This is a genomic window from Actinacidiphila cocklensis (assembly GCF_907177275.1).
GTDB lineage: Bacteria > Actinomycetota > Actinomycetes > Streptomycetales > Streptomycetaceae > Actinacidiphila > Actinacidiphila cocklensis.
In genome coordinates this window covers 1-16841 of the sequence record NZ_CAJSLV010000052.1, presented here as the reverse complement: position 1 = coordinate 16841, position 16841 = coordinate 1, and the positions used below count along the sequence as shown (strand labels likewise).

At 71.9% G+C, this 16841-nt stretch carries 14 protein-coding genes and 1 pseudogene; 3 read left to right on the top strand and 12 right to left on the bottom strand.

Going from position 1 to position 16841, the window contains the following annotated elements:
* Position 1: 1 nt before the first annotated feature.
* The 7 genes from gap to uvrA all read right to left on the bottom strand — a co-directional run bounded on the left by gap (position 2) and on the right by uvrA (position 9792).
* On the bottom strand, positions 2-1006 hold the full coding sequence (gene gap, locus NFU81_RS15300) for a type I glyceraldehyde-3-phosphate dehydrogenase (RefSeq protein ID WP_251489892.1): 1005 nt from the start codon (positions 1004-1006) through the stop codon (positions 2-4).
* 216 nt (positions 1007-1222) lie between these two features.
* Positions 1223-2200, bottom strand: coding sequence for a DNA-binding protein WhiA (gene whiA / locus NFU81_RS15295; protein ID WP_205044156.1), 978 nt, complete (start codon positions 2198-2200; stop codon positions 1223-1225).
* Positions 2191-3207, bottom strand: a complete 1017-nt coding sequence (locus NFU81_RS15290; RefSeq protein ID WP_251489890.1) for a gluconeogenesis factor YvcK family protein — start codon at positions 3205-3207, stop codon at positions 2191-2193. The genes whiA and NFU81_RS15290 overlap by 10 nt, the downstream gene beginning before the upstream one ends.
* A 2-nt stretch (positions 3208-3209) precedes the next feature.
* Positions 3210-4103 carry an RNase adapter RapZ gene (gene rapZ, locus NFU81_RS15285; protein ID WP_251490078.1) on the bottom strand — a complete coding sequence of 298 codons (894 nt, stop codon included), beginning with the start codon at positions 4101-4103 and terminating at the stop codon, positions 3210-3212.
* A gap of 29 nt (positions 4104-4132) precedes the next feature.
* Positions 4133-6232: an excinuclease ABC subunit UvrC gene (uvrC, locus tag NFU81_RS15280; protein WP_251489888.1), complete on the bottom strand. Its 2100-nt coding sequence runs from the start codon at positions 6230-6232 to the stop codon at positions 4133-4135.
* A gap of 96 nt (positions 6233-6328) precedes the next feature.
* On the bottom strand, positions 6329-6748 hold the full coding sequence (locus NFU81_RS15275) for a Rieske (2Fe-2S) protein (protein WP_251489887.1): 420 nt from the start codon (positions 6746-6748) through the stop codon (positions 6329-6331).
* A 68-nt stretch (positions 6749-6816) separates the two neighbouring features.
* The gene (uvrA, locus tag NFU81_RS15270) at positions 6817-9792 is read right to left on the bottom strand and encodes an excinuclease ABC subunit UvrA (RefSeq protein ID WP_251489886.1); all 2976 of its coding nucleotides are present in this window, start codon (positions 9790-9792) and stop codon (positions 6817-6819) included.
* A 243-nt stretch (positions 9793-10035) separates the two neighbouring features.
* Between uvrA and NFU81_RS15265 the strand changes: the two genes are divergently transcribed.
* Complete coding sequence (locus NFU81_RS15265) at positions 10036-10770, top strand: maleylpyruvate isomerase family mycothiol-dependent enzyme (RefSeq protein WP_251489885.1); 735 nt, start codon at positions 10036-10038, stop codon at positions 10768-10770.
* Between the two features lie 4 nt (positions 10771-10774).
* On the top strand, positions 10775-11431 hold the full coding sequence (locus tag NFU81_RS15260) for an MBL fold metallo-hydrolase (RefSeq protein ID WP_251489884.1): 657 nt from the start codon (positions 10775-10777) through the stop codon (positions 11429-11431).
* A gap of 18 nt (positions 11432-11449) precedes the next feature.
* Here the strand turns inward: NFU81_RS15260 and NFU81_RS15255 are convergent, their stop codons facing one another.
* On the bottom strand, positions 11450-11899 hold the full coding sequence (locus NFU81_RS15255; protein ID WP_251489883.1) for a hypothetical protein: 450 nt from the start codon (positions 11897-11899) through the stop codon (positions 11450-11452).
* A complete protein-coding gene (locus tag NFU81_RS15250) occupies positions 11896-12375 on the bottom strand; it encodes a hypothetical protein (protein WP_251489882.1) in 480 nt (159 codons plus the stop codon). The genes NFU81_RS15255 and NFU81_RS15250 overlap by 4 nt, the downstream gene beginning before the upstream one ends.
* Before the next feature lie 39 nt (positions 12376-12414).
* Here NFU81_RS15250 and NFU81_RS15245 point away from each other — a divergent pair, with 39 nt between their 5' ends.
* Positions 12415-13371: a helix-turn-helix transcriptional regulator gene (locus NFU81_RS15245; RefSeq protein WP_251489880.1), complete on the top strand. Its 957-nt coding sequence runs from the start codon at positions 12415-12417 to the stop codon at positions 13369-13371.
* A gap of 131 nt (positions 13372-13502) precedes the next feature.
* Here the strand turns inward: NFU81_RS15245 and NFU81_RS15240 are convergent, their stop codons facing one another.
* The 3 genes and pseudogenes from NFU81_RS15240 to NFU81_RS15230 form a co-directional block, all read right to left on the bottom strand.
* Positions 13503-14477, bottom strand: coding sequence for a cytochrome c oxidase assembly protein (locus NFU81_RS15240; protein WP_251489878.1), 975 nt, complete (start codon positions 14475-14477; stop codon positions 13503-13505).
* 81 nt (positions 14478-14558) lie between these two features.
* The gene (locus tag NFU81_RS15235; RefSeq protein ID WP_251489876.1) at positions 14559-15581 is read right to left on the bottom strand and encodes a TerC family protein; all 1023 of its coding nucleotides are present in this window, start codon (positions 15579-15581) and stop codon (positions 14559-14561) included.
* A gap of 97 nt (positions 15582-15678) precedes the next feature.
* Positions 15679-16841 (bottom strand): annotated as a pseudogene (locus NFU81_RS15230) (TerD family protein); the annotation flags it as partial.

The window sequence follows — 16841 nt, the reverse complement described above, 5'->3', positions numbered from 1 at the left end:
GTCAGAGCTGGTTGCCGACGAAGACCGTGAGGTCCACCAGGCGGTTGGAGTAGCCCCACTCGTTGTCGTACCAGCCGATGACCTTGACGGTCTTGCCCTGCGCCATGGTCAGGGAGGAGTCGAAGGTGCACGACGCCGGCCAGTTGACGATGTCGGAGGACACGATCGGGTCCTCGGTGTACTCCAGGATGCCCTTGAGCTGGCCCTGCGCGGCCTTCAGGAACGCGGCGTTGACCTCGTCCTTGGTGACCTCGCGCTCCAGGTCGATGACCAGGTCGGTGACCGAGCCGGTCGGGACGGGCACGCGCATCGCGATGCCGTCCAGCTTGCCCTTGAGCTGCGGGATGACCAGCGCGGTGGCCTTGGCGGCACCCGTCGTGGTCGGGATGATGTTCTCCGCGGCGGCGCGGGCGCGACGCAGGTCCTTGTGCGGGAAGTCAAGGATGCGCTGGTCGTTGGTGTACGCGTGGACCGTGGTCATCAGGCCCTTGACGATGCCGAAGTTCTCCAGCAGCACCTTCGCCATCGGCGCCACACAGTTCGTGGTGCACGAGGCGTTGGAGATGATGTTGTGGTTCGCGGCGTCGTACGCGTCCTGGTTGACGCCCATGACGATGGTGATGTCCTCGTCGGTGGCGGGCGCCGAGATGATGACCTTCTTGGCACCGCCCGCGATGTGCTTGCCCGCGTCGGCGGCCTTGGTGAAGATGCCGGTCGACTCGACGACGATGTCGACGCCCAGCTCGCCCCACGCGATCGCGGCGGGGTCGCGCTCGGCCAGCACCTTGATCGTCTTGCCGTCGACCGTGATGGAGTCTGCGGTGTGGGTGACCTCGGCCTTGAGGCGCCCGAGGATGGTGTCGTACTTCAGCAGGTGCGCCGTGGTCGCGGTGTCACCCAGGTCGTTGACAGCCACGATCTCGATGTCCGCGCCCTGCTCCAGGGCGGCGCGGAAGAAGTTACGACCGATGCGGCCAAAGCCGTTGATGCCTACCCGGATCGTCACGAACCGATCTCCTCGCTCATTCGCCGGAATCCACTCCGGCTGCGAAATATGGGATGTCCCCGACCACCCCCGACCCTACCTCGCCCCTGTCCCCCCGATGACATCGCCCACCCGCCTCCGGCCGGTTTCCGGGCGGCCCTCACCCTGTGCCCGGCGGCGCCTCGCAAGGGCGGTGGTGCCCCCTCGCACGAGGGGGCGGGGAGGGCGGCCGAGGTGTCAGCCGACCATCTCGTCGGTGAGGCTGGCCTCGGTGCCGGGCAGGCCGAGGTCGGAGGCCCGCTTGTCGGCCATCGCGAGCAGCCGCCTGATCCGCCCCGCGACCGCGTCCTTGGTCAGCGGCGGCTCCGCGAGGGAGCCCAGCTCCTCCAGCGACGCCTGCTTGTGGTCCATCCGCAGCCGCCCGGCGGCGGCGAGGTGCTCGGGCACCTCCTCGCCGAGGATCTCCAGCGCCCGCTGGACCCGCGCGCCCGCCGCGACGGCGGCCCGCGCCGACCGCCGCAGGTTGGCGTCGTCGAAGTTGGCCAGCCGGTTCGCGGTGGCCCGGACCTCGCGCCGCATCCGGCGCTCCTCCCAGGCCAGCACCGAGTCGTGCGCGCCGAGCCGGGTCAGCAGCGCGCCGATGGCGTCGCCGTCCCGTACGACGACGCGGTCGACGTTGCGCACCTCGCGCGCCTTGGCCGGGATCTGCAGCCGGCGGGCGGCGCCGACCAGGGCGAGCGCGGCCTCGGGTCCCGGGCAGGTCACTTCGAGCGAGGAGGACCTGCCGGGCTCGGTCAGCGAGCCGTGCGCGAGGAAGGCGCCGCGCCAGGCGGCCTCCGCGTCGCAGGTGGCGCCGGAGACGACCTGCGGGGGCAGCCCGCGGATGGGGCGGCCGCGGCCGTCCACCAGGCCGGTCTGCCGGGCCAGCTGGTCACCGCCGGCGACCACCCGCACCACGTAGCGGCTGCCGCGGCGCAGGCCGCCCGGTGCCATCACGACCAGGTCGGACGAGTGGCCGAAGATCTCCAGGATGTCCTTGCGCAGCCGTCTGGCCGCGATCCCGGTGTCCAGCTCCGCCTCGATCACGATCCGGCCGCTCACCAGATGCAGCCCGCCGGCGAAGCGGAGGATCGACGAGACCTCCGCCTTGCGGCAGCAGGTCCGGGTGACGGGGAGCCGGGAGATCTCGTCCTTCACCGCTGCCGTCATCGCCATGGGCCGATCCTTCCACGCATACGAAAAATCCGGTCATACGCGGCGGCCAACAGCTCCGGGTCGTGCCGCGGCCCGTCGGGGGCGGCGACCGGAGCCAGCTCGACCGCGCCGCCCAACCGCAGCGCGGCCTCTTCGAGGCTGCCACGGTCCGGGACGGCGGCCTCGTCGGCGAGAACCACGTCGATGGTGAGTTTAGGGGCGTGTCGCCCCAAAACCTCCAAGTGACGCTGCGGAGAAAATCCATCGGTTTCGCCGGGTTGGGGTGCCAGATTCAGTGTGAGGACCCGCCGCGCCCTGGTCGTCATCAGGGCGTCCGCCAGTTCCGGCACCAGCAGGTGCGGGATCACCGAGGAGAACCAGGAGCCCGGCCCCAGCACCACCCAGTCGGCGTCCAGCACGGCCTGCACGGCCTCCGGCACCGCCGGCGGGTCGGCCGGCTCCAGCATCACCTCCAGCACCTCACCGGGGGTGAGGGCGACGGCGGCCTGGCCCTTCACGGTCGAGACCGCGTCCGGCTCGGCCGGGTCGTGGCCCCGCACGACGGCGTGCAGGTCGAGCGGCACCGCGGACATCGGCAGCACCCTGCCGTGCGCGCCGAGCAGCCGGCCGACCCACTCCAGGGCGGCGACCTCGTCGTTCAGCTGCTCCCACAGGGCGACGATCAGCAGGTTGCCGACCGCGTGGCCGTGCAGGTCGCCGCCGCTGACGAAGCGGTGCTGCACCACCCGGGACCAGGTCCTGCCCCATTCGTCGTCCCCGCACAGCGCGGCCAGCGCCTTGCGCAGGTCACCGGGCGGCAGCACCCCCATCTCGCTGCGCAGCCGCCCGCTGGAACCGCCGTCGTCGGCGACGGTGACCACCGCGGTGAGGTCACCGGTGATCCGTCGCAGCGCCGCCAGCGAGGCGGCAAGACCGTGGCCGCCGCCCAGGGCGACGACCTTCGGCGGCACGCCGCGGCCGCGGCCCGTACCCGTACGGCCGGTGCGGCGCTGCCGCCGACCCGTCATGATCACTCGCGCCCCATGTCCCTGTGCACCGTCACCGTCTCCACTCCGTCCGCCGCCAGCCGGGCGGCCAGCCTCTCCGACATCGCCACGCTGCGGTGCTTGCCGCCCGTACAGCCGACGGCGATGGTCACATACCGCTTGCCCTCGCGCCGGTAGCCGGCGGCGATGATGTGCAGCAGCTCGGCGTACCGGTCGAGGAACTCCTTCGCGCCGGGCTGGTTGAACACGTACGTGGCCACCTCGTCGTTGAGCCCGGTGAAGGGGCGCAGCTCCGGAACCCAGTGCGGGTTCGGCAGGAAGCGGCAGTCCACCACCAGGTCGGCGTCGACGGGCAGCCCGTACTTGAATCCGAACGACATCACGGTGGCCCGGAGTTCCTGCTCCTCCTCACCGGCGAACTGCGCGTCGAGCTTGGCGCGCAGCTCGTGCACGTTCAGGCTGGAGGTGTCGACGACCAGGTCGGCGTCGCCGCGCAGCTCGCGCAGCAGGTCGCGCTCGGCCACGATGCCGTCCACGATGCGGCCCTGGCCCTGCAGCGGGTGCGGGCGGCGCACCGACTCGAAGCGGCGCACCAGCGCGTCGTCCGAGGCCTCAAGGAAGATCACCCGGCGCTTGACGTGCTTGGCCTCCAGGTCCGCCAGGGACTCCCTGAGGTTGTCGAAGAACTGCCGGCCGCGTACGTCGACCACGACCGCGATCCGCGCCACGTTGCCCTGGGAGCGGGCGCCGAGGTCGACCATGGTCGGGATGAGGGCGGGTGGCATGTTGTCGACCACGAACCAGCCCAGGTCCTCCAGGCACTTGGCCGCGGTGCTGCGGCCGGCTCCCGACATGCCGGAGATGATCACCAGTTCGGGGATGGCCTGGCCGGCCTCGCCTGCTGCGCCGCTGGTCATATGCGTACTGTCCTGTTCGTCCTGCTCGCTCATGTGCTCTTCCCCCGATGTTGTCGGCCGGACGCCGCCGGCGGTGCGCCCGCGGTCGTACGGTCGTCCTCTTCGATGATCTCTCCGGTCGCGGTGTTCACCGCGGGTGCGGCCGGGGCCGCGGACGCCAGGGCCGCGGCGACCGTCTCCGCCGTGCGGCGGCCGATCCCCTGGACCTGGCAGATCTCCTCGACGGTCGCCGCGCGCAGCCGCTTGAGCGAGCCGAAGTGTTTGAGCAGTGCCTGCTTGCGGGTCTCGCCCAGGCCCGGCACCGCGTCCAGCGCGCCGGCCTTCATCGACTTGGAGCGCTTGCTGCGCTGGTAGCCGATGGCGAAGCGGTGGGCCTCGTCGCGGACCCGCTGGAGCAGGTAGAGGCCCTCGCTGCTGCGGGGCAGGATCACCGGGTCGTCGTCGCCCGGCACCCACACCTCCTCCAGCCGCTTGGCCAGGCCGCAGACGAAGACGTCGGCTATGCCCAGCTCGTCGAGCGCCCGCCGGGCCGCGGCGACCTGCGGCTGCCCGCCGTCGACGACCACCAACTGCGGCGGGTACGCGAACTTGCGCGGCCGGCCGGTGTCCGGGTCGATGGGTCCCGCGACCGCCTCGGCTCCGTCGTGGTCCTCGGCGGCGGTCTGCTGCTGGTCCGGCTGGTCCGGCTCCCACTCGCCGGTCTTCTGCTTCTCCAGCAGGTAGCGGCGGAAGCGGCGGGAGATCACCTCGTGCATGGAGCGGACGTCGTCCTGGCCCGCGAAGGACTTGATCTGGAAGCGGCGGTACTCGCTCTTGCGGGCGAGGCCGTCCTCGAAGACCACCATCGAGGCCACGACGTCGTCGCCCTGGAGGTGGCTGATGTCGTAGCACTCGATGCGCAGCGGAGCGGTGTCCAGGTCCAGGGCCGCGGCGATCTCCTCCAGCGCCCGGGAGCGGGTGGTCAGGTCGGAGGCCCGCCGGGTCTTGTGCAGGGCGAGCGCCTGCTGCGCGTTGCGCTGCACGGTCGCCATCAGGTCCTTCTTGTCGCCGCGCTGCGGCACCCGCAGGCTCACCTGGGAACCGCGCCGGTCCGACAGCCACTGGGCGACCGGCTCGGCCGGCTGGGGCAGCGCCGGGACCAGCACCTCCTTGGGCACGCCGCCGCTGCCGCCGGACTGCTCGGCGTCGCCGCTCTCGTCGCCGTAGAGCTGCTGAATGGCGTGCTCGACCAGGCCGGCGGTGTCGACCGCCTCGACCTTGTCGGTGACCCAGCCGCGCTGGCCGCGGACCCGGCCGCCGCGGACGTGGAAGATCTGCACGGCGGCCTCGAGTTCGTCCTCGGCGACCGCGATCAGGTCGGCGTCGGTGGCGTCGGCGAGCACCACCGCGTTCTTCTCCATGGCGCGGCGCAGCGCCTCCAGGTCGTCGCGCAGCCGGGCCGCCTGCTCGTACTCCATCGCGGAGGCGGCGTCCTTCATGCGCTGTTCCAGCCTGCGCAGATACGTCCCCGTGTGGCCGGCCATGAAGTCGCAGAACTCCTCGGCCAGTTCGCGGTGGTCGGGCTCGCTGATCCGGCCGACGCAGGGCGCGGAGCACTTGCCGATGTAGCCGAGCAGGCAGGGCCGGCCGATCTGGGCGGAGCGCTTGAAGACCCCGGCTGAGCAGGTGCGGACCGGGAAGACCCGCAGCAGCAGGTCGACGGTCTCGCGGATCGCCCACGCGTGGGCGTACGGGCCGAAGTAGCGCACGCCCTTGCGCTTGGGTCCGCGCATCACCTGGACGCGCGGGAACTCCTCGTTCATGGTGACGGCGAGGGACGGATAGCTCTTGTCGTCGCGGTACTTGACGTTGAACCGCGGGTCGAACTCCTTGATCCAGGAGTATTCGAGCTGCAGCGCCTCGACCTCGGTGGAGACCACCGTCCACTCCACGGCGGCCGCCGTCGTCACCATCGTGGCGGTGCGCTGGTGGAGGTTGGTGATGTCCTGGAAGTACGAGGACAGCCGCTGGCGCAGGCTCTTCGCCTTGCCGACGTAGATCACCCGGCCGTGCTCGTCCCGGAATTTGTAGACCCCGGGAGAGTCGGGGATCTGGCCCGGCTTCGGTCGGTAGCTGCTGGGGTCTGCCATGCTTCCCACCCTACTGGCGGGATGCGACAAACCGGGGGCAGGCTCGGGGTCCCCGAACCCCGCGTTCCGGGGTGCGGGGACCGGCCGGTCCGCCGGTCAGCTCGCGGGTCCCGCGGTGATCCGGCCGCCCGCGGCCCTGACGGGCACGGCGGGCAGCGCCTTGGTCGCCGGTCCCTGGACGACGGCCCCGGTCTCGGCGTCGAACTGGCTGCCGTGGCAGGGGCAGGAGACGGTCGTGCCGTCCACCGAGTCGACCACGCAGCCCTGGTGGGTGCACACCGCGCTGAACGCCTTGAAGGAGCCCTGCTGCGGCTGCGACACCACGACTTTGTCGTTGCGGTACAGCTTGGCGCCGCCGACCGGCACCTCGCTCGCCGCGCCCAGCTCCACGGCCTTGGTGGGGCCTGCGGCCGAGCCGTTGCCGCCGCCGCAGGCGGTCAGTCCGACGCCGGCCGCCCCCGCCAGTGCCACGCCCCGCAGGACGGTGCGGCGGCAGGCGGGCATGTCGCTGGTCATACGTTCTCCAGGTGGTACGGGTACGCACGGTTCCGTGCGACCCGTACCTTACGTCCCCTGGCTGTGGCCTACGCCTTGGCTGCCTTCTTGCGCGGCGCCGCGGTCTTCTTGGCGGCGGTCTTGGCCGCCGCCGTCTTGGCTGCCGTCGCCTTGGTCGCCGCGGCGCGCTTCCTGGGCGCGGGCACCGCGGCGTCGCTGACCCGCTCGGCCCCCAGGACGTCGCGCAGGAACTTGCCGGTGTGGCTGGCCGGGATGCCCGCGATCTGCTCGGGGGTGCCCTCGGCGACCACCAGGCCGCCGCCGCTGCCGCCCTCGGGTCCCATGTCGACGACCCAGTCGGCGGTCTTGATGACGTCCAGGTTGTGCTCGATGACGATCACCGAGTTGCCCTTGTCGACCAGCCCGGACAGCACCTTGATCAGCTTGCTGATGTCCTCGAAGTGCAGCCCGGTGGTCGGCTCGTCCAGCACGTAGACGGTCCGCCCGGTGGAGCGCTTCTGCAGCTCGGAGGCCAGCTTGACGCGCTGCGCCTCACCGCCGGACAGCGTCGGCGCGGACTGCCCGAGCCGGACGTATCCCAGGCCGACCTCGTTCAGGGTGCGCAGGTGCCGGGCGATGGTGGGCACCGCCTCGAAGAAGTCGAGCGCCTCCTCGATGGGCATGTCCAGCACCTCGGCGATGGACTTGCCCTTGTAGTGCACCTCCAGGGTCTCCCGGTTGTAGCGGGCGCCGTGGCAGACCTCGCACGGCACGTACACGTCCGGCAGGAAGTTCATCTCGATCTTGATCGTGCCGTCGCCCGCGCAGTTCTCGCAGCGGCCGCCCTTGACGTTGAAGGAGAACCGGCCGGGCAGGTAGCCGCGGACCTTGGCCTCCATCGTCTCGGCGAACAGCCGCCGCACGTGGTCGAACACCCCGGTGTACGTCGCCGGGTTGGACCGCGGGGTGCGGCCGATCGGCGACTGGTCGACGTGCACGACCTTGTCCACCAGGTCGTCGCCGTCCACCCGGGTGTGCCGGCCGGGCACATTGCGGGCGCCGTTCAGCTCGCGTGCCAGGTGGGTGTAGAGGATGTCGTTGACCAGGGTGGACTTGCCGGAGCCCGACACGCCCGTGACGGCGGTGAGCACGCCGAGCGGGAAGGACACGTCGATGTCCCGCAGGTTGTGCTCGCGCGCGCCGTGCACGGTCAGCTGCCGCTTGCGGTCGATCGGGCGGCGCACGTCGGGTGTGGGGATGGACCGCTTGCCGGCCAGATACTGCCCGGTCAGCGACTCGTCGTTGGCCAGCAGCCCCTTGAGCGACCCGGAGTGCACGACCTTGCCGCCGTGCTCGCCGGCGCCGGGGCCGATGTCGACCACCCAGTCGGCGGTCTTGATGGTGTCCTCGTCGTGCTCCACCACGATCAGCGTGTTGCCCAGGTCGCGCAGCCGGACCAGGGTCTCGATCAGCCGGTGGTTGTCGCGCTGGTGCAGGCCGATGGACGGCTCGTCCAGCACGTAGAGCACGCCGACCAGGCCCGAGCCGATCTGGGTGGCCAGCCGGATGCGCTGGGCCTCGCCGCCGGACAGCGTGCCGGCCGCCCGGTTGAGCGACAGGTAGTCCAGGCCGACGTCGACCAGGAACCTCAGCCGCTCGTTGACCTCCTTGAGCACCCGCTCGGCGATCTTGCGGTCCCGGGCGTCGAGCTTCATCGCGCCGAGGAACTCGGCGCAGTCGCTGATCGACATCGCGGAGACGTCGGCGATGGAGCGGTCCTGTACGGTGACGGCCAGCACGATCGGCTTGAGCCTGCTGCCCTGGCAGGTGGGGCAGGGCACCTCGCGCATGTAGCCCTCGAAGCGCTCCCGGCTGGAGTCGCTCTCGGAGTCCTGGTGCCGGCGCTTGACGAACGGCACCGCGCCCTCGAAGTGCGCGTTGTACACCCGGTCGCGGCCGTAGCGGTTCTTGTAGGCGACGCGCACCTCGGACTTGTGTCCGTAGAGCAGCGCCTTCCTGGCCCGCGCGGGCAGTCCCGCGAACGGGATGTCGGTGCGGAAGCCCAGCTCGGTGGCCAGGCCGTCGACCAGCCGCTCGAAGTACCCCTTGGACATGCCGCCGGTCCAGGGCGCGATGGCGCCCTCCTGCAGCGACTTCTGCTCGTCGGGGACGATCAGCTCCGGGTCGACCTCCATCCGCGAGCCGATGCCGGTGCAGTCGGGGCACGCGCCGAAGGGCGAGTTGAAGGAGAAGGAGCGCGGCTCCAGCTCCTCGAAGGACAGGTCGTCGTAGGGGCAGTACAGGTGCTCGGAGAACATCCGCTCGCGCTGCGGGTCGTCCTCCGGCAGGTCCACGAAGTCCAGGATGACCATGCCGCCGGACAGCCCGAGCGCGGTCTCGACCGAGTCGGTGAGCCGGCGCTTGGCGGAGTCCTTCACCGTGAGGCGGTCCACGACCACCTCGATGGTGTGCTTCTCCTGCTTCTTCAGCTTCGGCGGGTCGGTCAGCTGGATGGTCGCGCCGTCCACCCTGGCCCGGCTGTACCCCTTGGTCTGCAGATCCGCGAAGAGGTCGACGAACTCGCCCTTGCGCTCCCGGGCCAGCGGCGAGAGCACCTGGAAGCGGCTGCCCTCCTCCAGCTCCAGCACCCGGTCCACGATGGCCTGCGGCGACTGCCGGGAGATCGGCCGGCCGCACTCGGGGCAGTGCGGCTTGCCGATCCGGGCGAAGAGCAGCCGCAGGTAGTCGTAGACCTCGGTGATGGTGCCGACGGTGGACCGCGGGTTGCGGGAGGTGGACTTCTGGTCGATCGAGACGGCCGGTGAGAGGCCCTCGATGAAGTCGACGTCCGGCTTGTCCATCTGGCCGAGGAACTGCCGCGCGTAGGACGAGAGCGATTCGACGTACCGGCGCTGGCCCTCGGCGAAGATCGTGTCGAACGCCAGCGAGGACTTGCCGGAACCGGACAGGCCGGTGAACACGATGAGCGAGTCCCGGGGCAGCTCCAGCGAGACGTTCTTCAGGTTGTGCTCGCGAGCGCCACGGACGGTGAGTCGATCGGCCACGCCAGTGCGCACCTTTCCTAGAAACGGGGGGAGAGACCACACCCCCCAGTCAGCCTAAACGGGGTGCGCTCGGGTTTTCTTCCTGTCGCGACGGTTGCGACACAACGACCATATAGCACGTGCATTCGATTTCCGCGGTCCGACTGCCAGGTTCACCCGATCGTGTGGTGCGCATCGCTGTCCGTGCAGCTGGGCATACGGAAACCTGATGCCCGTACTGCCAGCGACCCACCGGGAGCACCCGTGACCGTCCAACGACCCGACCCCGATGCCGATGCGGCCGAGGTGGCGGAGGCGACCGAGCAGCTGCTCGCCGCAGCGGCCGAGCTGTCCGCCGCGGACCTGTCAGGCCCGTCCCTGCTGCCCGGCTGGACCCGCGGCCATGTGCTGGCCCACATCGCCCGCAACGCCGACGCCCTGGTGAACCTGCTGACCTGGGCCGGCACCGGCGAGGAGACCCCGATGTACGCCGACGCGGCCACCCGCGACCGCGACATCGAGGCGGGCGCGGGCCGAACGCCGGACGAGCAGCTGGACGACCTGCGCAAGTCCGCGGACCGCTTCTCCGCCGCCGTCGCCGCGCTGCCGCCCGCCGCCTGGGCCACCCAGGTCGCGATGCGCTCCGGGCGGGTGATCGCGGCGGCCGAGATCCCCTGGCGGCGGCTGATCGAGGTGCGGCTGCACCACGTCGACCTGGACGCGGGACACACCCCCGACGACCTGCCGGCCGGTTTCACCGACCGCGAGCTGGCCTGCGTCCTCGACGACCTGGCCGCCCACGAGGGGGTGGCGCCCGTCCGGCTGCGGGACACCGGCTCCGGCACCTCCTGGGACCTGGGCGCCGCGGCGGAGCCCGAGCTGACCGTCTCGGGGCCGTCCCACGCCCTGCTGGCCTGGGTCAGCGGCCGCGGCAAGGGTGACGGGCTCGACGTCAGCCCCGCGGGACACCCGCTACCGGTGCTGCCGCCGCTAGGCTGACGCCATGGCGTACAGCGGACAGGTGACGGTGGGCGGTGCCCCCGACGTGCACGAACTCAGCGATCTGATCATCAGCAAGGTCGCGGTCGGCCCGATGAACAACAACGCGTATCTGCTGCGCTGCCGCGCCACCGGCGAGCAGCTGCTGATCGACGCGGCGGAGGAGCCGGCCACCCTGCTCGACCTGGTCGGCGCCGACGGCCTGGCCTCGGTGGTCACCACCCACCGGCACGGCGACCACTGGCAGGCGCTGCGCGCGGTCGTCGACGCGACCGGCGCGCGGACGTACGCGGGCCGCGACGACGCGGAGGGCATCCCGGTGCCCACCGACGTGCCCGTCGACGACCTGGGCACCGTCGAGGTCGGCCGGATCACCCTGACCGCCCGCCACCTGGTCGGCCACACCCCGGGCAGCATCGCGCTGGTCTACGACGACCCGCACGGCCACCCGCACGTCTTCACCGGCGACTGCCTCTTCCCCGGCGGGGTCGGCAACACCCACGACGACCCCGCCGCCTTCACCTCACTGCTGGACGGCGTCACCGCCAGGCTCTTCGACCAGCTCCCGGACGAGACCTGGGTCTACCCGGGCCACGGCGACGACACCACGCTCGGCGCCGAGCGCCCGCACCTGGCCGAGTGGCGCGCACGCGGCTGGTGACCGCGGGCGGCGGGGCGGTCAGCGGCGGGTCAGCTCCATGACCCAGTTGCTCAGCCAGGTCCCGCCGCCGTCCACCGAGAAGGACTGCTCCCAGCGGGCGGCGTCCGTGGTGATGCCCGACCAGACGAAGCGGGCCGTCACCGGCTTGCCCTCGTAGCTGTCCTCGCCGTGGAAGATCCCCGTGCCGCCGGTGAAACGGCCGGTCACCGGCGGGAAGAGCACGCCCGTGGCGCTGCTCGACCAGTACAGGGACCACTCCTCGCGGGCCCGGTCGTACAGCCGCAGCGTCAGGCCTGACGTGCCCTTGGTGGGGAAGGCGATCTCGTCGAAGTTCGCGCCGCCGCCGAAGTGCCGGGAGGCGGTGCTGACGCCGGGGAAGTCCTCCCATGCGCTGTCGGGGTCGAGGAAGTCGGTACGCCGGTGGTTGGCGACGTCCCAGACGCCGGTGAGGAAGTCGAAGTCGTTCACGTGCGGTCTCCCGTGCTGCCCGCGGGCAGCGAGTCGTTGACGTAGCCGGCCAGGTCGGGCCGGTCGGGGGCGAGGACATGGCGGACCCAGGCGTCGCGCTCGTGCAGGATCGGCGGCAGCTCCCACACGCAGCCGATCAGCCGCGGTTCGAGCCGCACGAAATGCGCCGGGTCCAGGTCGGGGCAGCCCAGTGCGGGCTGCCCCGCCGCGGCTCCCGAGAAGTGCAGCGCGTTGTCCCACGCCCAGGTGTAGGCGTTGAGATACGCCCCGTCGTCCCCTCCCCTGTGCAGGACGACGAAGGCCGCGCCGGGTGTGCCGTCGTCCTGCGGCAGCAGGTCGGGCAGGATCGCGTACGCCGCCTTCTCGACGTCGGGCGCGATGCCGGCCGGGTCGGCGGTCACGTGGTAGCGCTTGACGCGCCGGCCCCCGACCTCGATCGGCGGCGGCACGGTGAGGAACTTCTCGCGGAAAGCCATGGGTGGACCGTACGGCCGCTTCACTGACACCTTGTGTCAGTGAAGTCCAGCCGTCTGCTGTCGATCCTGCTGCTGCTCCAGACCCGCGGCCGGATGACCGCCGCCGAGCTGGCGGCGGAGCTGGAGGTGTCGCCGCGGACCGTCTACCGGGACGTGGAGTCGCTGCACGCGGCCGGGGTGCCGCTGTACGGCGACGCCGGGCACAGCGGCGGCTACCGGCTGCTGGCCGGCTACCGCACCCGGCTGACCGGGCTGAACGCCGGCGAGGCCGAGGCGCTGTTCCTGTCGGGTGCGCCGGGGCCGGCCGCGGAGCTCGGCCTGGGTCCCGCGCTCGCCGCCGCCCAGCTCAAGCTGCGGGCCGCGCTGCCGCCGGAGCTGCGCGAGCAGGCGGACCGGATGCGGACCCGCTTCCACCTGGACGCGCCAGGCTGGTACGCCGCGGACACCGAGGTGCCCTACCTGCCGCAGGTCGCCGACGCGGTCTGGCACGGCAGGGTCCTGAACGTGCGCTACCGCCGCTGGAAGGAGCCGACCGACGTGGACCGGCGGCTCGAACCGTACGGCCTGGTGCTCAAGGCCGGCCGCTGGTACGCGGTGGCCGGTCCCGGGCCGCGCACCTACCGGGTCGACCAGATCCTCCACCTCACCGTGGACGACGAGACCTTCGAGGTGCCCGCGGACTTCGACCTGGCGGAGCACTGGCGGCGCCACCAGGAGGACTTCCACGCGCGCCTCCACGCCGGCGAGGCGGAGGTCCGGCTCTCCCCGCGTGGCGCCGAGCGGCTTTCCGGCGCCGCCGCCCGCGCCCTGGAGGCCACGGGCGTGGCCGAGGCCGACGGCCGGCGCCGGGCCGTATTGCCCATCGAGTCGCTGGACCAGGCCCATGCGTTCTTTCTCTCCCTGGGGGCGGACGTGGAGGTGCTGGCACCTCCACAGCTGAGGTCGATGCTGGCCTCGACGGCCCGCACCCTCGCCGCTGCGTACGGCTCCCCTTAAGCAGGGGCGCCTCTGCGCCAGGCGGCACCCTCAACGGCGCGGAGCCGCAGGGATGCCTCTGCGGAAGGGGGCGCCCCCACGCGCCCCTGGTGGGCACCCTCCTGCGTGAAAGTGCCCCGTTGACGCAAGCGTCAACGGGGGCGGCGCATACGTTCGCCGACTTCGCCCTGGTCGGTCTCCCACCAGGGGCGGATCATCTCGGGGAGGGCGGGGCCGGACGTCGGGCCGGCGGTGGGGACGGGGGCCGCCGCGAGGGCCTCGACGTCGAGCCGGGCGTCCAGCTCGGCCGTCTTCGTGCGTTCGGCCCGCCACCATTCCGCGAAGACGAGCAGGACGAACGGCAGGCCGACGAGTTCGGCCAGGGTGAGCATCAGGCCGCCGCCGAGCATCTGGTCGTGCTGCACGCTGGGTCCCCAGGTGCGGGGGTGGGCGGTGTACCAGTGGCCGGCGACGAGCGTGCCGCTGGTCATCACCACGATGCCGGGCACCGAGTCGAAGAGCCCGTCGAGGAAGACCAGGGCCGCCCGCACCGGGTGGCTGCACCAGCGCGGCAGCAGCTCCTGCCGGCTGAGCATCGGCAGCACGAACAGGCTGCCGGTGAGCAGCAGCTGCAGGTGCATCAGCTGGCGGACCAGCGGGTTGCCCAGCGCGGTGGCGAAGTACGGCGTGAAGTAGATGGTCAGCTCGGAGGCGAGCACCAGCAGCGAGCTGACCAGCGGATAGGTCAGGGCGCGCACCGGCCGCGAGGTGAAGGCCCGGTGCAGCCGACCGGCCGGGTCGGCGAGCCCCAGCGGGTCGCCCAGGGCCAGGCCGAGCGGGGCGAAGAGGTCGAGCAGGATGTTCTGCACGGCCGCCGGCCAGAAGAGCACCCGGTCGTAGACCGCGAGCGAGGACATCGTGGCGACGACCAGGGTGCCCAGGCCCAGTACGGAGAAGGCGGCGGTGCGCCACAGCGGCCACCGCTCCCCCGCGCGCCGCCGGCGGCGTACCCCGTAGGCGTAGCAGGCGCCCAGCAGCACGACGACGGCCAGGGCGGCCGCGTCGAGCTGCCAGGCGTCGAGATACCGGGCTCCGGTCAGCTCGGGGAGGGCCTGGGGGCTCGCCACATCCGCGCCTTTCCACGTCTACCGTCCACTACCGGGGCCACGGTAGACCCCGGCGGGCGGTGCGCGGTGCGCAGGGGGAGGTCAGGCGCCTATCCGCTGGTCGGGCGCGTCGGTCGGCGTGTCCCGGTCCTCGCCCCGCGCGTCCTCCGCGGCTGCCTGGTCGGTGCCGCGGACGGCCAGCAGGCTGGTGGTCGTGGTGACGGCGAGGACGGTCACGATGACGCCGAGCGAGACCGGGATGGAGACCTCGGGGACGTGGACGCCCGCCTCGTGCAGCGCGTGCAGCACCAGCTTCACGCCGATGAAGCCGAGGATCACCGACAGGCCGTAGGACAGGTGGACCAACTTCTTGAGCAGCCCGCCGATCAGGAAGTACAGCTGGCGCAGTCCCATCAGCGCGAAGGCGTTGGCGGTGAAGACGATGTACGGGTCCTGGGTCAGGCCGAAGATCGCCGGGATGGAGTCCAGCGCGAACAGCACGTCCGTGGTGCCGATGGCCACCATCACCACCAGCATCGGGGTCATCAGCCGCTTGCCGTTCTCCGTGATGAACAGCCGGGTGCCGTGGTAGCGGTCGGTCGCGGGCACCCGCTTCTCGACCATCTTCAGCAGCCGGTTCTCCTCGAACTCGGGGTCCTCCTGCTGCTCGCCGCGGGCCTCCTTGACCAGCTTCCAGGCGGTCCAGATCAGGAAGGCGCCGAAGATGAAGAAGACCCAGGAGAAGCTGGCGACGATGGTGGCGCCCGCGGCGATGAAGACCGCGCGCAGCACCAGCGCTATCAGCACTCCGACCAGCAGGACGCGCTGCTGGTAGTGCGAGGGCACCGCGAACTTGCCCATGATCAGGACGAAGACGAAGAGGTTGTCGACGCTGAGCGACTTCTCGGTGATGTAGCCCGCGAAAAACTCTCCGGCGGGCTGTCCGCCGGAGAAGAACAGCAGGCCGAGACCGAAGAGCGCGGCCAGCACCACCCAGACGGCGGTCCACAGGCCCGCCTCACGGATGGAAACGTCGTGGGGGGTGCGGCCGACCAGGAAGTCCGCGCCGATCAGCGCGCACAGCCCAGCGATGGTCAGCACCCAGAGGGCGAGGGAGACGTCCACAGGTCCTCCGGCGGGTCGAAACGACTCGGTCAAAGAACCGTACACGAATAACCAACGAACGACCAAGGAAAGGTAAAAGCAACACCAAATCTGCAGGTCAGGTGCCATACGCCGGGCGCGCTGCGGCCAACTGCCTGAGCACGTCGGCCAGCACCCGGCTGCCCGGCGGCACCAGCGGCGGCTCGTACGTCCAGGCGTGGCCCACCCACGGGTCGGCCAGGTGGTCGCTGGGCAGCGGGGTCAGCCGCAGCAGCGAGCGCCACAGCGGGTCGAGCACCGGGCCGTACGCCGCCGCGTCCTCCCGGTCGGCCACCACCAGCAGGTGCACGCCGGCCGAGGGACCCTCGTCGGCGAGGTAGCGCAGCTGGTTGACCGAGCGGTCGTCGAAGCCGTACGGGAACTCGTTGACGATCAGCAGCTGCTCCGCGGTGTCGAAGCCGGGCGGCAGGTCGTCGGCCGCGCCGCCGCGCCTGGCCATCTGGATCAGGTCGACCCGCTCGGTCAGCCGGGTCAGCACCTCGCTGACGCCGGCCGCGCCCGCGGCGGGCGGCGGCAGCACCAGCGCGCCGCCGGAGTGCAGCGGGGCCAGCGCGGTCGCGGCGGAGCCCGCGGGGTCCAGGGCGTGCAGCGCGAAGGCGCCCACCGGGTGGGAGGCGAGCAGCCGGGCCGCGATCGCCACCGCGGCCTCCATGGCCGCCCGGCGGTTCTCCGCGCTGTCCATCCACAGGCCGCGCTCCAGCGGGAGCCGGCTCAGCAGCGGGATGCGCAGCTCGGGCGCCTCGGGCAGGGTCAGGTTGCCCAGCCGCACCGCGAGAGGCAGCCGGCCGGGCACCCGGTAGGCGTGCCACACCGGGTTCTCCCAGCCGGCGAACTCCGGCGGCAGCGCCGGCTCCACGGCCTCGGCCTCCGCGGCGAGCTGCGCCAGGTCCCGGTCGAGCACCGCCCTGGCCTGGTCGACCAGCGCGGCCTGCTTGGCCTGCGCCGCCTCGCGGGCGGCCTCGGCCGCCGGGCCGCCCCGGGTGCGCGGGTCGGCGAGCAGCCGGTCCAGCTCCTGCTCGAAGCGCGACTCGGCGAAGTCGGCGGCGCTGCGGTAGGCCGCCACGGTCCGCGACAGGTCCTCGAACATGCCCCAGACCTGGTTGTACAGCCGCTCCTCCATGGAGCGCCCCGCCGCGTCCCCGGCCACCGGCACGCGGGGCGCGTCGGAGGGCGGAGGCGGCGGAGGCGCCGAGGGCCGCGGCGGCGGCACCGGCCCGGCGG